Origin of the sequence: Chryseobacterium culicis (assembly GCF_002979755.1) — a bacterium.
In the GTDB taxonomy this organism is placed as follows: Bacteria; Bacteroidota; Bacteroidia; order Flavobacteriales; family Weeksellaceae; genus Chryseobacterium; species Chryseobacterium culicis_A.
On record NZ_PCPP01000002.1, the window covers coordinates 124,490 to 141,192 of the forward strand.

Consider the following 16,703-nt stretch of genomic DNA (forward strand, 5'->3'; position numbering starts at 1 on the left):
TTTTGAAAATCCAAATGTCAGTTAAAGAAGAAATAAAATATTTTCGCAAGAAATATAAATATTATTCATTATAAAATTTTATTATTTTTACAAAATCATCAAATGCTGATAATAAAAAGTAGATTAGCGAGTTATATTGAATAATGAAAAAGAATATATTATTCCTTTTAGTGATATGCCTTGTTGCTTCCTGTGCTACCAAAACAAAAAAGCCAGAGCAGCGTTCAAGAGTATTAAAAGGGTTTTCCACATATTACAACACTCTGTTTAATGCAAAAGATGCGTTAAACAGTGAATTTACGACCAGAGACAAAGGACATAAAGACAATTTCTATGCTCCTTACATTCCCATTCTGACTTATGAAGAACAGCCTTTGGGAAGTGATCTTGGGCAAACGGAAGCTTTTGCAGAAAATTCCATGAAGATGGCTGAAGTAGCCAACAGACCTTCGGGAAGAAGTAATTCTGGAGTTCCGAATATCCCTGGAGGACCTTCAGGAAACGGACCTTCAAGACCTGACGGAGAACAGAGTAAAGGAGCTACAACGCTGGAAATTGCGGAAGCTAAAGCTTTAAAAGCAATCAATAAATATTCTGTAACCAGAAATGGTGAAGAGAAAAATAAGCAGATTTTCGATGCCTATATGATCCTCGCTCAGGCAAGAATTTATCGAGGTAAATCTCTGGAAGCTCTGGATGCTCTCAATTATGTTTTCACTCATATGAAAGATGATAAAAGGATTGCATTGGCAAGAATTTATCAGGGTCTGGCTTATGATAAAATCAAAGATTATCACAGGGCACATGAAACTTTTGCCAAACTGAAAGGAGAAGATATCAGTAAGAGCTATGCAAAACTGCTGAGCATTTACTATTCTGAATCTCTTCTTGAGGCCGGTAAAAAAGAAGAGTCGGCCAAGGAACTTGATGATGCTTTTGAACTGAATAGCAACAGAAAGCTGAAAAGCAGAATTGCTTATCTGAGAGGTCAGGTTCTGGAAAATCTTAACCAAAATGATAAAGCAAGAGAAAGCTATACAGCGGCTTATAAATACGCTAGTGATTTTGAATTTGAAGTAAAATCCCAGATTGCTATTGCCAAAACTTTTAACGGCAAAGGCGACTATGCCGGTGCCAAAAATTATCTGGAAGGAATCAGTAAAAAAGGAATGTATGGCTCCAGAAAGAATGAATTTTACTATGCTTTGGGTTTAATGGCCAATAAAGCAGGAAAAAAAGACGAAGCTCAGCAATTCTTCAGAAAATCTCTTTTTGAAAAGGTTTCTGACCCTCAGATCCGTGGTTTGGCTTATTATGAAATAGGAAAAAGCTACCTTGATAAGAATGATTATATCGGAGCCGGAAGCTATTATGATTCTGCACTGGCTGTAATGACTTATGAACCATCTAAAATCCTTTTAAAAGATCAGTCTGCATATATTAAAAAGATTTCCAGAAACTACTATCTGATCAAAAAGAATGACAGTATTCTTTCTCTGGCAAAGATGAGTGATGCTCAGAAAACAGATTATTTCACAAAATATATTGCAAAATTAAAGGTTAAAGAAGAAAAGGAGGAACAGGAAAGAAGACGTGCGGAAAGAAGAAAAGGATTTGATACCGGAGATTACAGTGCCAATTCTATTTTTGCCAATAGTTCCAATTCTTTTGAGGATTTTGGAATAACTACAAAAGGTTTTTACTTCAGTAATTCAGGGACTGTAAGCAAAGGAACATCTTCATTTAAGCAAATCTGGGGAGACCGTGCTCTTGCTGACAACTGGCGTTCTTCCAAGAAAATGGCCTCTATTGAAGATATGAAGAATGAAGCATTGGGAGTTACTTTAGCGCCTAATCCAAGACGTTTTGAGCCTGCATATTATATTGAACAGATTCCTTCGGATCAGGGTAAATTATCTCAGTTAAAAAAGGACAGAGATACGGCTTCATTAGGTCTGGGGATTATGTATCAAAACTATTTTACCAACACTCCCCTAGCTACGAAAACGCTTTATGATCTTGTAGATGTAAAACCGGAAGAAAAGGTAATGTTACAGGCCTTGTATGAAATTTTTGCCATGAATTATGAAAAAAATCCACAGGCTTCTGAAAGAGCAAAACAAATTCTATTAGCAGATTATCCCTATACTTCTTATGCTGAGTTTGCGAGGAATCCTAAGAATAAATCATTTATAAAATCAACAGAAGAAGTTGAAAACGAATATAAAAAGGCATATGCACTGTTTGAATCAGAAAAATTTGCGGAAAGTAAAGATGTAATTGATCAAACGCTCCAGAAGTTTCCGAAAGATGCCCTGGTTCCTAAGCTTTACCTTTTAAATGCATTCAACGCAGGAAAATCCAGTGGAAAGGAAGTAATGATTCTGCAGCTTGAGCAGATTGCCCTGAATTATTCTAAAACATCTGAAGGAATAAGAGCTAAAGAAATGCTGAATTATCTGAAAAGTGATTTGAGCTTCCAGGCAACGGATAATAAAGGAAATTCAATTCCTCAGCAACCTTCAGGAGCTCCTGTACAACCAAGTACCCAAAATACCGGTATTCCACAAATGAACAACGGAAAAGTACAGAAACTGGATAATGCTCAGAACCTGAATACAGCCCCACAGCAATTAACCCCAGGCCAGCAGCAAAATCCTAAAAAATCCACGGAAACAAAATCGGGATCAAAGGTGCCACCAAGACCTCAATAAAATAAAAAAGCGAAGATTTATTCTTCGCTTTTCTTTTTCTTTACTCCATGAAAGTCTTTGAGATAAAAAGGCTCGAAATAAGCCATATCTTCAAATTCTTTGTTATCGATCTTTCCCAGTGTTTTCCTGATGAGATATTGTGCGGAAGGATAAACATCTTCTTTAAAAACAGCATTCGGAAGATTCAGTATTTCTTTTGCTTTTTTAGCACCATCCCCTACAAACAATACTTTTTTATCTTTTAATTCTTCAAAAGAAGTTTCATCTAAAATCTTAGCTTCGGTCTCAGATAATTCTTCCCCTGTATTACCATCATAAACGGCCGTATAAACCTCCATTCTCCTTGCATCGACCAAAGGCACAACCAAATCGTAGTTATCGCCTAAAAATGGCTCTATCATGCTTTCAAGAGAATTTACAGCTACCAGAGGAACCTTGAGCCCATAGCAAAATCCTTTTGCAGAAGCAGCACCAATTCTTAAACCGGTATAAGATCCTGGACCTTTACCTAAAGAGACAGCTTCAATATCTTTAAGTGAAATCCCCGCTCCTTCCAATGCCCACTCGACATAGGTATGAAGACTTTCAGACTGTTTATAGTTTTCAGAAACCTCTTCGCAAAGACATAAGAGCTTCTCATGGTCTGATACAGCTACTGAACAGTTTTTGGACGATGTTTCCAGATATAGAATTTTCATTTTTTTATTTTAAGCTAAGCTGCAACATTGCAAGAGCAAAATCGCTTTTAATATTCCGCAAATTTACTCCATTATTTTGGACTATTTTCTATAAATCGTTCTCGGTTCTGCCTGAGCACTTGGATAGATGGTCATATCTGAAACCGTAACATGCTTCGGAGCGTTCACACAATAGGCAATTGCATCAGCAATATCTTCAGCTTTCAGAGCATCATAGCCCGCATATACAGTTGAAGCTTTTTCACTATCTCCTTTGAATCTTATCAGAGAGAAATCAGTTTCTACAGCACCCGGCTGGATGTTCGTTACTTTGATCCCAAATTCAGTAAGTTCTAATCTCATCCCCTCAGAAATAACGTCCACTGCTTTCTTCGTTGCACAGTACACTACTCCATTCGCATAAGTCTGTCTCGCTGCTACAGAACTGATATTTACAATATGACCTAAATTTTTAGTTTTCATGATTGGAATAATCATTTTAGAAACATAGAGCAATCCCTTTACATTGCCATCAATCATAGAATCCCAGTCATCTGTTTTACCAGCGGACAAAGGATCTAATCCATGAGCATTCCCTGCATTATTAATCAGAACATCAATATCTTTCCAGTTTTCAGGAAGGGAATTAATTGCGGTTTCAACTTCTTCAAGATTTCTTACATCAAACATTAAACTAAATATTTCGGTATATTGTGAAAGCTCTGTTTTTACAGATTCCAGCACCTCACTTCTTCTTCCACAGATAATAATTCGGTTCCCTTGTTTTGCAAAAAGTTCTGCAGTGGCTTTTCCTATACCGGAAGTAGCTCCGGTGATGAATATTGTCTTCATAAAATTGTTTATTAAATGTATGAATGGAATTCTTTACCAATAGCAAGATCGTATGACCTTCATACATTGTTATTTTGATTTACTAATTTGCATCAAATGCCTGAAAAGCATCTGTGATATGATCAATAACTAAATTTTTGTTTTCATCGGGGAGAACAGAGATAATATCAAATCTTACCTCATTATTTTTATTAAATTCTTCCAGATAATGATTGGCAGCCGAGACAATAGATTTTATCTTCGTTTTGGTTACAGCTTCATGGGGCAGCATAAAGATATCTGTAGATCTTGCCTTCACTTCGATAATAATAATCTCATTATCTTTTTCAGCAATAATATCAATCTCCGCTTTCTGAAAACGGAAGTTTCTGACCAGGATTTTGTACCCCTTTTTCTGAAGATAATCAGCAGCAAGATCCTCTGCTATTTTTCCAAAATCGTTATGATGAGCCATATTTTATGTTTAAGAGTTTGGAGATAGGAGAGTGGTGATATTTAAAACTCTACTTTGACCTTAGTGCCAACCTTCATTTTAACATTTCCACCGATTAAAAGCGGTCGGTTGTCTTTAATATGCCCATTCGGGAAGGCAAACACTACAGGAAATTTATATTTTGATATTCTCTCAGAAATTAGCTTGTAAGCAAATTCATCAAAGCTTTCCTCATAGCTTTTATTCTCCTTTTCATCTCCCATATTGGTCATACCGCCAACGATGAGTCCTTTGATTTTATTGAATACTCCAGCCAGCTCCAGAGTCATAATCATACGGTCAAGCGCATAAAAGTTTTCTCCGATATCTTCAATAAACAATACTTTATCTTTAAAATCAAAGGAATATTTGGTGCCTAAAAGGGCATAAACAAGGGCTAAATTCCCTCCAACCAATTCTCCTTCAATATTCCCTTCTTTATTGAATTGATGAGATTCAAGGCTATATTTTGGCTTTTTCCCTTTTAAGATATCAAAAATCAGGTCATAGCTTTCTTCCGTAACTCCAAAACTCGAAGTTTTAATCGTTTGTCCGTGAATGGAGGCAAAACCTTTTTTCAACAGATAACTTTGTATAACTGTGTTATCGGAATATCCGATGTACCATTTCGGGTTTTCTGTGAAATTTTTCAGTTTCAGATGCTGAATCAGATGCTGGCAGCCATAACCTCCTCTGGAAGCCCATACAGCTTTAACTTCTATATCATTTAAAGCCCAGTTGATATCTTTTATTCTTTCCTTTTCTGTTCCGGCATAATTGTATCCGTTTGAAAATTTGGTGTAAAGATGCTCCCCGAGAATGGGTTCAAAACCTCTACTTTTAATCATTTCTATTCCCTTTTCCAGTTGAGAGGCATCTACCGATCCTGCAGGGGAAATAACAGCTATTTTGTCTCCTTTTTTAAGAGACTTAGGAAAGATCATTTTTTTCATTTTGTTTTTTGATATTTTACTTCTTTCTTCTCTGCTTCTTCCAGCTGTCTTTCAAACTGATTGAACTTCTTGAAACTTTGCAGGAAGATAAAGAAACTGAATACAATAAGAATACAGCCAACAACTCTTCTGATTTGGTTGGCTAGTTTTTGTGTTAATTTATCGTGAAATTGCTTGGCAAGAAATATCTTGGCAAGATCTATTGAAAGGTATGTGGCCAGTACTATGCCTATGTATAAAATAAAACTGCTGGTGTCCGGATATTGATTCCTTACGGAAATTACCGTTACCAGCCAGAAAAGGATGACCCCAACATTGAGAAGATTAAAGAAAAAGCCATTGAAAAATGTTTTAATATAATTCTGGCCAATGATCCTTTCCTCACCAGGCATATGCATTTTGGTTTTGGTGACCAGCATCACAATCCCGTAGATAAAAATAAGAATAGAAGTGATCCTATAAAATCCCGGATGTTTATCAATTAAAGTGACAATATCTGTACTGGCATAGTACGCCGCTACAATGCATAATAAATCTGCCGTAATAACGCCAAGATCCAGTGATAAGGCATGTCTGGGGCCTCTGGAAAAGCTGGTTTCAATTAACAGGAAAAATATAGGTCCTATGAAAACCAGGCTCAGCATAAATCCTAATATGATGGCAGATAGTACAAGTTCTAGCATTAAGTGGTGTTTTAAAATGAAAAAAAATTCATTTCGTTTTATACAAAGTTAGACTTTATGATTTAATTATTCAATAAAGTTGTGATATATCCACTTGATTTTAATCAGAGTTTAATGTAAAATTTTAAAGGAAATAAGAAGGAATAGGGAAGTATTCGCAGTAGGAACAGCTCACTAAACTTGTTTTTCATTGATTATAAACAAGAAAGAGATCATTCCTCATAGGAACAACCTCTTTCTTGTTATGTTTTTACTGATTATGTTGAGTAGTCTTATTTTTATTTATCCTGACAATTTTCATTAAAAACGAATTCGAAATCTTTTCTGATTTTAAGACCAAAAATGCCTCGTTCAAAGGTATAAATAACCTGATTTTTAAACAGCATTCTTTTATAATCAATCCAAAAACTTCTTGTCATATATGAATATTCATAGGCGTTTCCACTCAAATAAACGTAAGTTGTCTTTCCTTTCTGATGGCTGCGCACACTTCCAACCTCTGAAACCATAGATCTGAAACAGTATGTTTCTTTGGTAGGATTCATTCCTGTAACATAATTGATCAAAAAGAATCCATTAATTATCTGTGGAAAAGTGACTCCAAAAAAATATTTTCTCCCTTGTTTATTGATATCGATAATATTTCTTTTAATTAAAATATTACATAATATAACAAGAACGACAATAACCAGTACAAAAAGATAAAAATTGATAACAGTATTAAAAAGGACTGTTATCAATAATATTACATTTAAGATACTAAAGACAATAGATTTATCTATCTTGGTCATTGTCTACAATCTTAAAGTCAAGTTGTTTCTGAATCAGGTTAGCTTTTACCACCTTGATCTGAACTTCATCACCCAACTGATATTTTTTCCCGTGTCTTATTCCATATACAGCATGTGTTTTTGCATCATACATGTATGAATCATCTACAAGATCTCTTAGTTTGATCAAACCTTCAGCACCGTTTTCAGGAATTTCAACCCAGAAACCGAATTCTGCCACTCCGGAAATAACTCCTTTGAAAGTTTCTCCCAAATGTTTTTCCATGAATTTCACCTGCATGAATTTGATAGAATCTCTTTCCGCATCTGCAGCCAGTCTTTCCATTGCACTACAGTGTTTTGCTTTTTCTTCAAGATCACCTCTGTTTGGAGATTTTCCTCCGTCCAGATAATGCTGAAGAAGACGGTGTGCAAGTAAATCCGGATAACGACGGATAGGAGAGGTGAAGTGGGAATAATACTCAAAACCTAAACCATAGTGGCCAATAGGCTCTGTAGAGTATACTGCTTTACTCATGCTTCGCATTGCAAGCGTTTCAATCATATTCTCTTCGCCTTTTCCTTTTACATCGTGAAGAAGCTTATTCAAAGATGCAGCCACCTTTTTGGTATTGGCCAGATCCATTTTATATCCGAAAGTAGCAACAAAATCCCTCAAAGATTCCAGTTTTGCCGGATCCGGATCATCGTGAACTCTGTAAATAAATGTATTGTTAGTGATTTCCCCTTTTCTTGACAAAGAAACATATTCTGACACTTTTTTATTGGCTAAAAGCATGAATTCTTCGATCAGGTGATTGGAATCTTTACTGATTTTAAAGTAAACACCAATGGGCTCATTATTTTCATCAAGATTAAATCTTACTTCACTTCTGTCAAATGTAATGGCACCTTTTCTGATACGTTCATGACGCAAAATTTTGGCCAGTTTGTCAAGCGTATTGATCTCTTCAGCCAGATCTCCCTGTCCGGATTCAATTCTTTCCTGAGCTTCTTCATAGGTAAACCTTCTGTCTGAGTGGATAACTGTTCTTCCAAACCACTGTTTCTGAATTTCTGCATTGTCATTCAGTTCAAAAACAGCTGAAAAAGTATATTTATCCTCATGTGGACGAAGGGAACAAACATCATTACTCAATACTTCCGGAAGCATCGGGACAACCCTGTCAACAAGATATACTGAGGTTGCTCTCTGATACGCTTCATCATCCAGAATTGTTCCCGGAACTACATAATGAGAGACATCTGCAATATGAACTCCGATTTCCCAATTTCCATTTTCCAGTTTTCTTATGGATAAAGCATCATCAAAGTCCTTCGCATCTTTAGGGTCAATCGTAAATGTACAGATATTACGCATATCCCATCGTTTTGCAGCTTCTTCATCAGTAATACTTCTGTCGATTTTATCTGCATCAGCTTCTACTTCCGATGGAAATTCATAAGGCAGACCATATTCTGCAAGAATAGAGTGGATCTCCGTTTCATGTTCTCCCGGAGCACCCAAAACCTGAATGATTTCCCCTTCCGGATTTTTATCCCCTGGTCTCCATTCTGTCATTTTTACAATGACCTTATCACCATCTTCAGCAGTGCTGAATTTTCCCTTTGGAATAAAGATATCCGTGTTGATTGATTTTTTATCACAAACCACAAACCCAAAATCTTTATGCAATACCTTCTGAAATGTTCCTACAAATTCTGTTCTGTTACGTTCTAAAACTTCAAGAACAGAGCCTTCAAGTTTCTTTCCTTTATAATGATAAGTTATAATAAGAACCTTATCTCCCTGCAAGGCATCCTTCACATTTTTGGCATGAACGAAGACATCATCTTCCAATCCTTCTACACTTACATAAGCATTTCCACTTTGGTTGAAGTCAATAATTCCAGTAAGCGTTCCTGCAATTTTCAGGTTCACAATATATTTTCCTTTTTCCACTTCTTTGATCTTTTCAGATCCCTGAAGTTTATGCAGAGCCTGGATGACAAGTTCTCTTTGTCTTGGATTTTTATAATCTATTCCGTCAGCGATTTGCTTGTAATTATAAATTTTGGATGAATTTGCATTCATAAATCGGAGGATCAGTCTTCCGATCTCCATCAATTTTAAATCATTTTTATGACTTATATATTTTCTTTTTTTTGGCATGTTAATTTTCTTTTTACATTGTTTTGGTTTTATCTTACATAAAACCTTTTTCTAAATCTTCCTTATTCATTCCTTCGTATAAGGTCATTCAATTTCATCATTAGATTCTTTCCGCAAATTATCAGAAATCATTTTTAATTTCGCTTACAACGGGAGCTTTAGTTTTGTATAAATTTAATACAATTCTGGAGAAGAAAAGAGAAAAACCTTCTATTAAATATATTTCAAATATAAGAAAGGCTTTGGAGAATAATAGAGTGTAATTTCTATTGGACACTGCAAATGTACGAATAAAAAATAAATAAGGCTTGTAATGTGATTTACAAGCCTTATTATATTTAGCAAACTGCAATTTTGTCAACTCTGTTCTGGTGTCTTCCACCTTCAAAGTCTGTTGAGAGAAATTTATCTACAATTTCAATCGCCAGTTCTTTTGATATAAATCTTGCCGGCATAGAAATCATGTTGGCATCATTATGGAGTCTTGCCAGTGTTGCAATCTCCGGCATCCAGCATAATGCACATCTTATTTTCTGATGTTTGTTCGCAGTGATCTGAACCCCGTTTCCGCTTCCACAGATCAAAATTCCCAGCTCATTTTCTCCGTTTTCCACAGAGGTTGCAGCAGGGTGTACAAAGTCCGGATAATCCACACTGTTTGTGGAAAACGTTCCAAAATCCTGAACTTCAAAACGTTCTGAAAGGTAGTTCTTAACAATCTCCTTATATTCATAGCCTGCATGGTCCGCTGCGATAGCAATTTTTCTTTTCATAATACTCTTATTAAGCTTTATTAGATTCTATTTCCTTACAAAGGTAAGAATAATAACAATTCGTGTTAGTAAACCCTGAGTTAATTGTGAAAAGGTATGTGAATAACTGTGGAAAACTTTTTTCAACTTTCTATTTTTAAAGACCAATTTATTTCGTAATAGAAATTCTTTCCGCAAATTTTTACCACAACTTTCCAGATGTTTTCTTCAGCTATCCCCAGGTTTTTCCATAATAAAATAACTAATAATCGTTTCATATCAAAGTTATCAACATTTGTTAATAAGTATGTGAAATAGCGGGTTTACAAGGATTTATATTGTGAGTTAAATATGAATTCAATACAAGTTGAATGTTATCAATTATTACGCTAAAACTTATCCCCGAAACTAACAACACTCAACAACAACTACATTATTCTTTTTTTTAAAAGAGATAAAATTGTTGATTAATGGGTGATTGGGTTCGGGGAAAGTTTTTGAAAACTTTTATTTTAATCAAAGTGTTGAAAAAGTTTAAAACCTTACATTTGTGAAACGAAAATTCAATGAGATTTAGGAAATTGTCTTTGCGGGATTTACGGAAAAGTAAACCGGAATCTGGCCAAAGGGTTTCATAGAACTTAGAAAAAAATAAATCTACTTATGAAAACAATCAATGATTTCAATTTTAAAGATAAGAAAGCTCTGGTAAGAGTGGACTTCAATGTTCCACAGGACGATCAGCTGAAGGTGACAGACAATACAAGAATTGTTGCTGTGAAACCAACAGTGGAGAAGATCCTTAATGATGGTGGTTCTGTCATCTTAATTACTCACCTGGGAAGACCTAAGGGGGAAGTGAAAGATGAGTTTTCTCTTAAACATATTGTGGGCGAAGTTTCTTCTGTTTTAGGACAAGAAGTGAAATTTGTAGATGAGTGTATAGGAGAGAAGGCAGAACAGGCTGCTGCAGAACTGAAGCCAGGGGAGATCTTGCTATTGGAGAATGTACGTTTTCATAATGAGGAAGAAAAAGGAGATGCTGCCTTTGCAGAGAAACTTTCTAAGCTGGGAGATGCTTATGTAAATGATGCGTTTGGTACAGCACACAGAGCTCATGCTTCCACCGCGGTAATTGCTCAGTATTTTCCATCAACTAAGTATTTCGGTTTACTAATGACTAAGGAGCTTCAGGCAATCGATAAAGTATTAAAGAGTGGAGAAAGACCTATTACGGCAATTCTGGGAGGTTCTAAAGTTTCAACTAAAATTACCATTATAGAAAATATTCTTCCTGCAATCGATAATCTGATCATTGGAGGAGGTATGGCATTTACATTTATTAAGGCTCTTGGAGGAAAAATTGGGAATTCTCTTGTAGAAGAAGACAAGCTTCCTTTAGCACTTGAGATTTTAGGTAAAGCAAAAGAACATAAAGTAAAAGTATATCTTCCTTCTGATGCCATCATCGCTGAAAGTTTTAGTAATGATGTGGAGAGAAAAGAAGCTGATATTTATGCAATCCCTGAAGGATGGATGGGACTTGACGCGGGTCATAAGTCAAGAGATCAGTTCAATGATGTTTTATTAAATTCAAGAACTATTCTTTGGAATGGACCGATCGGAGTTTTTGAAATGTCTCATTTTGCTGGTGGAACAGTAGCTTTAGGTGAAAGTATTGCTGAAGCAACAAGACTTGGAGCTTTCTCTCTAGTAGGAGGAGGAGACAGTGTCGCTTTTGTGAAGCAATTCGGATATGCGGATCAGGTAAGTTATGTTTCTACAGGAGGTGGAGCAATGCTTGAAAGTCTTGAAGGACTTGAGTTACCAGGGGTAGCTGCAATCAACAATTAATAGAAATAAAATTACAATATTTCGAAGCCTGCTAATTATATTAGCAGGCTTTTTTTCTTTATGGAACTTTATAAAAATCCTTTATTGATCGTAGTTTTCACAAGTATTTAGATATAACTTATAGTTATATTAGATTAAGTTGAATTCTTTTCCAGATACTTAGCTTTTTCAAATATTCTATACTCAGAATATTACTTTTGAATTGATCAATTTTACAGATTTATTTCTCCTTTTTATCCCGTTATTTTTGTGTTAAATGATTATAATTTTGCCATGAGATTTTAATTTTTCCTGGAGCTGATTGCATGTTTTTTTTCATTATTCACCCATTTGTTTTGGAAGAAATTAATTGAATAAATGAAATGATAATTAAGAATATTTCTGAGACGTAAGAGAGCACTTTATGTAGTAGTCTTAAAACCGATGGAATAACCTATAATATTTTTAAATTTAATCTGAATGGTTCGACTTTGGAATCTTCAAATTTTTTTGAAATTTAATTTTTGTATAAATATTGGCTTTTTGATTTTCAAATTTTGTTAACCATTATAGGTTTTAGAGTAATTTTATGAGTAAATTCATAGATTATTTATTTCACATATTAGTGATAGTATTGTATTCAATTGATTTATAGTAATTAAACTATTATTATATGAATTTCATAGTTGTTTTTATCTGATATTATTGCTGAAGATTAGAAATTATTTATTTAATGATGTAAAATGAACGCTGAAATCAAAACAGAAATCAAATTTTAAAATTTTTATGAGTTGAATTTTTAGTAGTATATTTTTTTTTGAACTATACGCTGATTAAAGAAATTTATAATTTATATTTTTTACAAGTATAGATGGAATGGAGCAGGGGAGTTGTAAATTCCTGGTTTTAATTTTTCTTTTGATTTTATTTTTTGAACTGAACTTATTTTGCGTTCGAACATACCCAAAAAATATTATATGAGAATTTAGAATTTTCTTTTTTTCAAATAAATCCTTAAAAATTGACCTCTATAATTGCTTCTAAAATCCAGAAACTATATTTTTCCGAGCACTTATATCTATTTTTATTTTAAAGAGGCATTTATAGTCCCTGTGTGTGAATTTACTTTTCAAAAGCTCATTTTTTGCTTAATTACCATTTTGGAGAGTATATTTGAAAAAATTGGTCAATAATTTCAAGGAAAGCTATAATTAAAAAAGAGAATAAGAATTGATTGTTTTTTCTCTTCATTTATGAAATGGAGTAGGGGAGTATTTCAAATAATTAAGAAAGAGGATTTTAAATTTAATTTTTTTGGATAATAGTTAAAAGAATATAAACTGCAAAATTTATAATAAAAAGAAAACTCAGGAGAAATAAATCCTGAGTTTTTTATTTTAAAGAGTGAAAATGCTGAAAATCGACCGCCATAAATGGCTCTAAAATCGATTTTCTATCTTTTTTCGATAATGTATATCAAACTTGAAAATTCGTTCGAAAATAATGCTTTTACGTTCGAAATCGTTCCGTAGACCACAGCTTTTGCCCAAAATAGAGGTGATTTTTTGTATTTTTCGCTCAACATGGAGATGTAGTAGGAATCTAGTACCAAAGGTTTGATCTTTCTCATTTTCCAGTCTGGATTTTTGGAAATCAGATTTTCCATCCCGTTTTTTGAAAAATGATAAATATGTCTTGGGACATCATAGGCTGCCCAATATTCTTTATAATGGATAGCATCATAAGAAGTAGGATTGGGAACTGCGATAACAAGAATTCCTTTTTCTTTTAATTTGCTGTGAAAAATAGAAAGCATTTCATCCTGGTTTTCGATATGTTCAAATACATGCCAGAGTGTAATAGCATCTAAGCTTTTATCTTCAATTTTATGAATGTCGTCTAAAATTGTAGTTTTTGTTATTTTACTGAGTGCTGCTTTTCTTGCATCAGAATCTGGTTCAAAACCAAAAACTTCAAAATCATTCTCTATGTATTTTACAAACTCTCCGGCACCGCATCCATAATCAAGAACTTTTGATCCTTTTTTTATTCTGTCAATCAGTATATTTTTTTTGTACTGAAGATTAAAAGACTGAAGGAATTTATACAATTTTTCTTTCAAACTTCCGGAATCCTGATGATGAGAAATGTAATCTTCACTTTCATAATATCTGGAAATATTGGATGGGATAGGAGTGGTTTTGAAAACTCCTTTTGTATCTGTTTCTTTAATTTCAAATATTTCCTGTGAAAGAAAATGATCTTTTATTTTCATTGAAGTAAATATCTTTTATATGATAAAAAAATTAAGATATTCAGAGGCTGGTAGAACCTCATAAATACCTTAATTTTTGTTTTATATTTTTTAATGTTTCACGTGAAACATTTCTTTTTTAACGTCCTAAATAGACTAGTAAAACGTTTATATCGGCTGGTGAGACACCGCTTATTCTTCCTGCTTGTGCAATGGTCTTCGGACGTACGTTAGACATCTTCTGTTTTGCTTCTGCAGAAAGGCTGGAAAGTTTTGTATAATCAAAATCTTCAGGTATTTTGATATTTTCCAAACGGTTTAACTTTGCAACGTTCTCTTTTTCTTTCTCAATATATCCTTTGTACTTAATATTGATCTCTGCTTGTTCCCTTACTTCATCATTGTATTGAGAAGAAACTTCTTTAATAGAATCAATTTCATCCAGCTTTTCTAAAGTTATATTAGGCCTGGTAAGAAACTGTGCTGCTCTGTAAGCCTGATCAACCGGATTACTCTCAATAGATTCAAGAATAGGGTTGATAACGCCAGGTTTTAAAGAAGTTTCGCGAAGAAACTCTTCAAGTGCTTGACTTTCAGATATTTTAGTTTCTACACGTCTTAATCTGTCTTCTTTTGCTAATCCTAATTGGTATGCTTTTTCAGTCAATCTGATATCTGCATTATCCTGTCTTAAAAGGAGTCTGTATTCCGCGCGTGAAGTAAACATTCTGTAGGGTTCCTCAGTTCCTTTTGTGATCAAATCATCAATTAATACTCCGATATAAGCTTCGTCTCTGTTAAGAATAAAATCACCTTTATCATGAACTTTATTGTGTGCGTTGATACCGGCAATTAACCCTTGTCCTGCTGCTTCTTCATATCCTGTTGTTCCATTGATCTGTCCTGCAAAATATAAATTGTCAATTAATTTTGTTTCCAGCGTATGCTTCAACTGGGTAGGAGGGAAGTAGTCATATTCAATAGCATAACCTGGACGGAAAACTTTTACATTTTCAAATCCTGGAATATGTTTCATTGCTTTGATCTGTACATCCTCCGGAAGAGAAGAGCTGAATCCGTTTACATAGATTTCTACCGTTTTCCATCCTTCCGGTTCTACGAAAAGCTGGTGTCTGTTTCTTTCTGCAAAACGATTGATTTTATCTTCAATACTTGGGCAGTATCTTGGACCTAAACTTTGAATGGTACCATTGAACATTGGGCTTCTATCAAAACCTTCTCTCAAAATATCGTGTACTGTTTCGTTAGTATAGACGATATGGCAGCTTAATTGTTTTGTTAATTTCGGAGTATCAAGGTAGCTGAATTTTTGAGGATTTTCATCTCCTTTCTGTTCTTCCATTTTTGAATAATCCAAACTTCTTCCGTCTACTCTTGGTGGAGTACCGGTTTTCATTCTTCCTGCTTCAAAACCTAAAGTGACCAATTGTTCTGTAATTCCAAATGCTCTTGGTTCACCCATTCTTCCTCCTCCTAATTGTTTATCTCCAACGTGAATTAATCCGTTAAGAAAAGTTCCGTTAGTAAGGACTACAGATTTTGCTCTGATCTCAATTCCTAAAGAAGTAACAACTCCTGCTACTTTATTATTTTCAACAATCAGTTGTTTTACCATATCCTGAAAGAAATCAAGATTGGGAGTATTCTCTAATGCTAAGCGCCATTCTTCGGCAAAAAGCATTCTGTCATTTTGGGTTCTCGGAGACCACATCGCAGGACCTTTTGAAAGATTCAGCATCTTGAATTGAATAGCAGATTTGTCTGCTACAATTCCGGAATATCCTCCCATTGCATCAATCTCTCTTACGATCTGTCCTTTTGCGATTCCGCCCATTGCCGGGTTGCAACTCATCTGTCCGATGGTCTGCATATTCATTGTAACAAGTAGTGTTTTTGAACCGAGGTTGGCTGCTGCTGCTGCTGCTTCACAACCTGCGTGTCCGGCACCTACTACTATTACATCATATATTTCTGAAATCATTTTTATCTCGCTTGTTTTAAGCTTTAAACCTTATCTTTATAATCAATGTTTCACGTGAAACATTTTTGGAGAATGCACTCTAGGTAAATGTATATTGTTGCTAGAATAGAGTACTTTAGATATGGGACTTTAAGTGATTGTTCAAATTTAAAACTTTAAATCCCTGTATTTATCAAGGTACAGATCTTCCATTCTCCGCATCTCTTTTTCTTCCTCTTCCGTCTTGTCTTTGTAGCCTGCCAGATGTAAAATTCCGTGGGCTAAAACCCTTCTTAATTCTTCTTCATAATCTCGGGAAAGGGTAGAGGCGTTATCAGAAATGCGCTGCAAAGATACGAAAATCTCAGCGCTTATTGTCTTGCCTTTTACATAATCAAAAGTGATGATATCTGTATAATAATCATGCTGTAAATAATCCTGATTGATCTTAAGAAGATATTCATCATCACAGAAAATGTAATTGATTTCTCCTAGTTTTTTTCCTTCTGAAAGAATAAGATCTTCCAGCCATTTTTTGTAATCTGTACTTACCGACTCTGGTAAGTTTTCATAAAAGAATTGTATCATT

13 protein-coding genes are annotated in these 16,703 nt (G+C 34.5%); 2 read left to right on the forward strand and 11 right to left on the reverse strand.

What is annotated here, in order from left to right; genetic code table 11:
- Positions 1–143 precede the first annotated feature (143 nt).
- Entirely contained in the window at positions 144–2,714 is a 2,571-nt protein-coding gene (locus tag CQ022_RS13635; protein ID WP_105682912.1) for a tetratricopeptide repeat protein, read from the forward strand.
- A gap of 17 nt (positions 2,715–2,731) precedes the next feature.
- Here the strand turns inward: CQ022_RS13635 and tsaB are convergent, their stop codons facing one another.
- The 8 genes from tsaB to rpiB all read right to left on the reverse strand — a co-directional run bounded on the left by tsaB (position 2,732) and on the right by rpiB (position 10,067).
- Positions 2,732–3,412: a tRNA (adenosine(37)-N6)-threonylcarbamoyltransferase complex dimerization subunit type 1 TsaB gene (gene tsaB / locus CQ022_RS13640; RefSeq protein ID WP_105682913.1), complete on the reverse strand. Its 681-nt coding sequence runs from the start codon at positions 3,410–3,412 to the stop codon at positions 2,732–2,734.
- 81 nt (positions 3,413–3,493) lie between these two features.
- Complete coding sequence (locus tag CQ022_RS13645) at positions 3,494–4,243, reverse strand: SDR family NAD(P)-dependent oxidoreductase (RefSeq protein WP_105682914.1); 750 nt, start codon at positions 4,241–4,243, stop codon at positions 3,494–3,496.
- 82 nt (positions 4,244–4,325) lie between these two features.
- Positions 4,326–4,697 carry a YraN family protein gene (locus tag CQ022_RS13650; RefSeq protein ID WP_105682915.1) on the reverse strand — a complete coding sequence of 124 codons (372 nt, stop codon included), beginning with the start codon at positions 4,695–4,697 and terminating at the stop codon, positions 4,326–4,328.
- A 41-nt stretch (positions 4,698–4,738) separates the two neighbouring features.
- Complete coding sequence (locus tag CQ022_RS13655) at positions 4,739–5,668, reverse strand: LD-carboxypeptidase (protein ID WP_105682916.1); 930 nt, start codon at positions 5,666–5,668, stop codon at positions 4,739–4,741.
- Complete coding sequence (locus tag CQ022_RS13660; RefSeq protein WP_105682917.1) at positions 5,665–6,351, reverse strand: LysE family translocator; 687 nt, start codon at positions 6,349–6,351, stop codon at positions 5,665–5,667. The genes CQ022_RS13655 and CQ022_RS13660 overlap by 4 nt, the downstream gene beginning before the upstream one ends.
- Before the next feature lie 278 nt (positions 6,352–6,629).
- Positions 6,630–7,142, reverse strand: coding sequence for a hypothetical protein (locus CQ022_RS13665; RefSeq protein ID WP_105682918.1), 513 nt, complete (start codon positions 7,140–7,142; stop codon positions 6,630–6,632).
- Positions 7,126–9,294, reverse strand: coding sequence for a ribonuclease R (gene rnr, locus CQ022_RS13670; protein ID WP_105682919.1), 2,169 nt, complete (start codon positions 9,292–9,294; stop codon positions 7,126–7,128). The genes CQ022_RS13665 and rnr overlap by 17 nt, the downstream gene beginning before the upstream one ends.
- Before the next feature lie 338 nt (positions 9,295–9,632).
- Positions 9,633–10,067, reverse strand: coding sequence for a ribose 5-phosphate isomerase B (gene rpiB / locus CQ022_RS13675; protein ID WP_105682920.1), 435 nt, complete (start codon positions 10,065–10,067; stop codon positions 9,633–9,635).
- A 642-nt stretch (positions 10,068–10,709) separates the two neighbouring features.
- On the opposite strand from rpiB, the gene CQ022_RS13680 reads away from it, so the two are divergent.
- Positions 10,710–11,900 (forward strand): phosphoglycerate kinase, encoded by a 1,191-nt coding sequence (locus tag CQ022_RS13680; RefSeq protein ID WP_105682921.1) that lies wholly within the window; start codon positions 10,710–10,712, stop codon positions 11,898–11,900.
- Between the two features lie 1,432 nt (positions 11,901–13,332).
- Here the strand turns inward: CQ022_RS13680 and CQ022_RS13685 are convergent.
- From CQ022_RS13685 to ybeY, 3 genes are all read right to left on the reverse strand, one after another.
- Positions 13,333–14,154 (reverse strand): class I SAM-dependent methyltransferase, encoded by an 822-nt coding sequence (locus tag CQ022_RS13685; protein WP_105682922.1) that lies wholly within the window; start codon positions 14,152–14,154, stop codon positions 13,333–13,335.
- Between the two features lie 118 nt (positions 14,155–14,272).
- Entirely contained in the window at positions 14,273–16,135 is a 1,863-nt protein-coding gene (mnmG, locus tag CQ022_RS13690; protein WP_105682923.1) for a tRNA uridine-5-carboxymethylaminomethyl(34) synthesis enzyme MnmG, read from the reverse strand.
- 147 nt (positions 16,136–16,282) lie between these two features.
- A complete protein-coding gene (ybeY, locus tag CQ022_RS13695) occupies positions 16,283–16,702 on the reverse strand; it encodes an rRNA maturation RNase YbeY (RefSeq protein WP_034694045.1) in 420 nt (139 codons plus the stop codon).
- Between the last annotated feature and the right edge of the window lies 1 nt (position 16,703).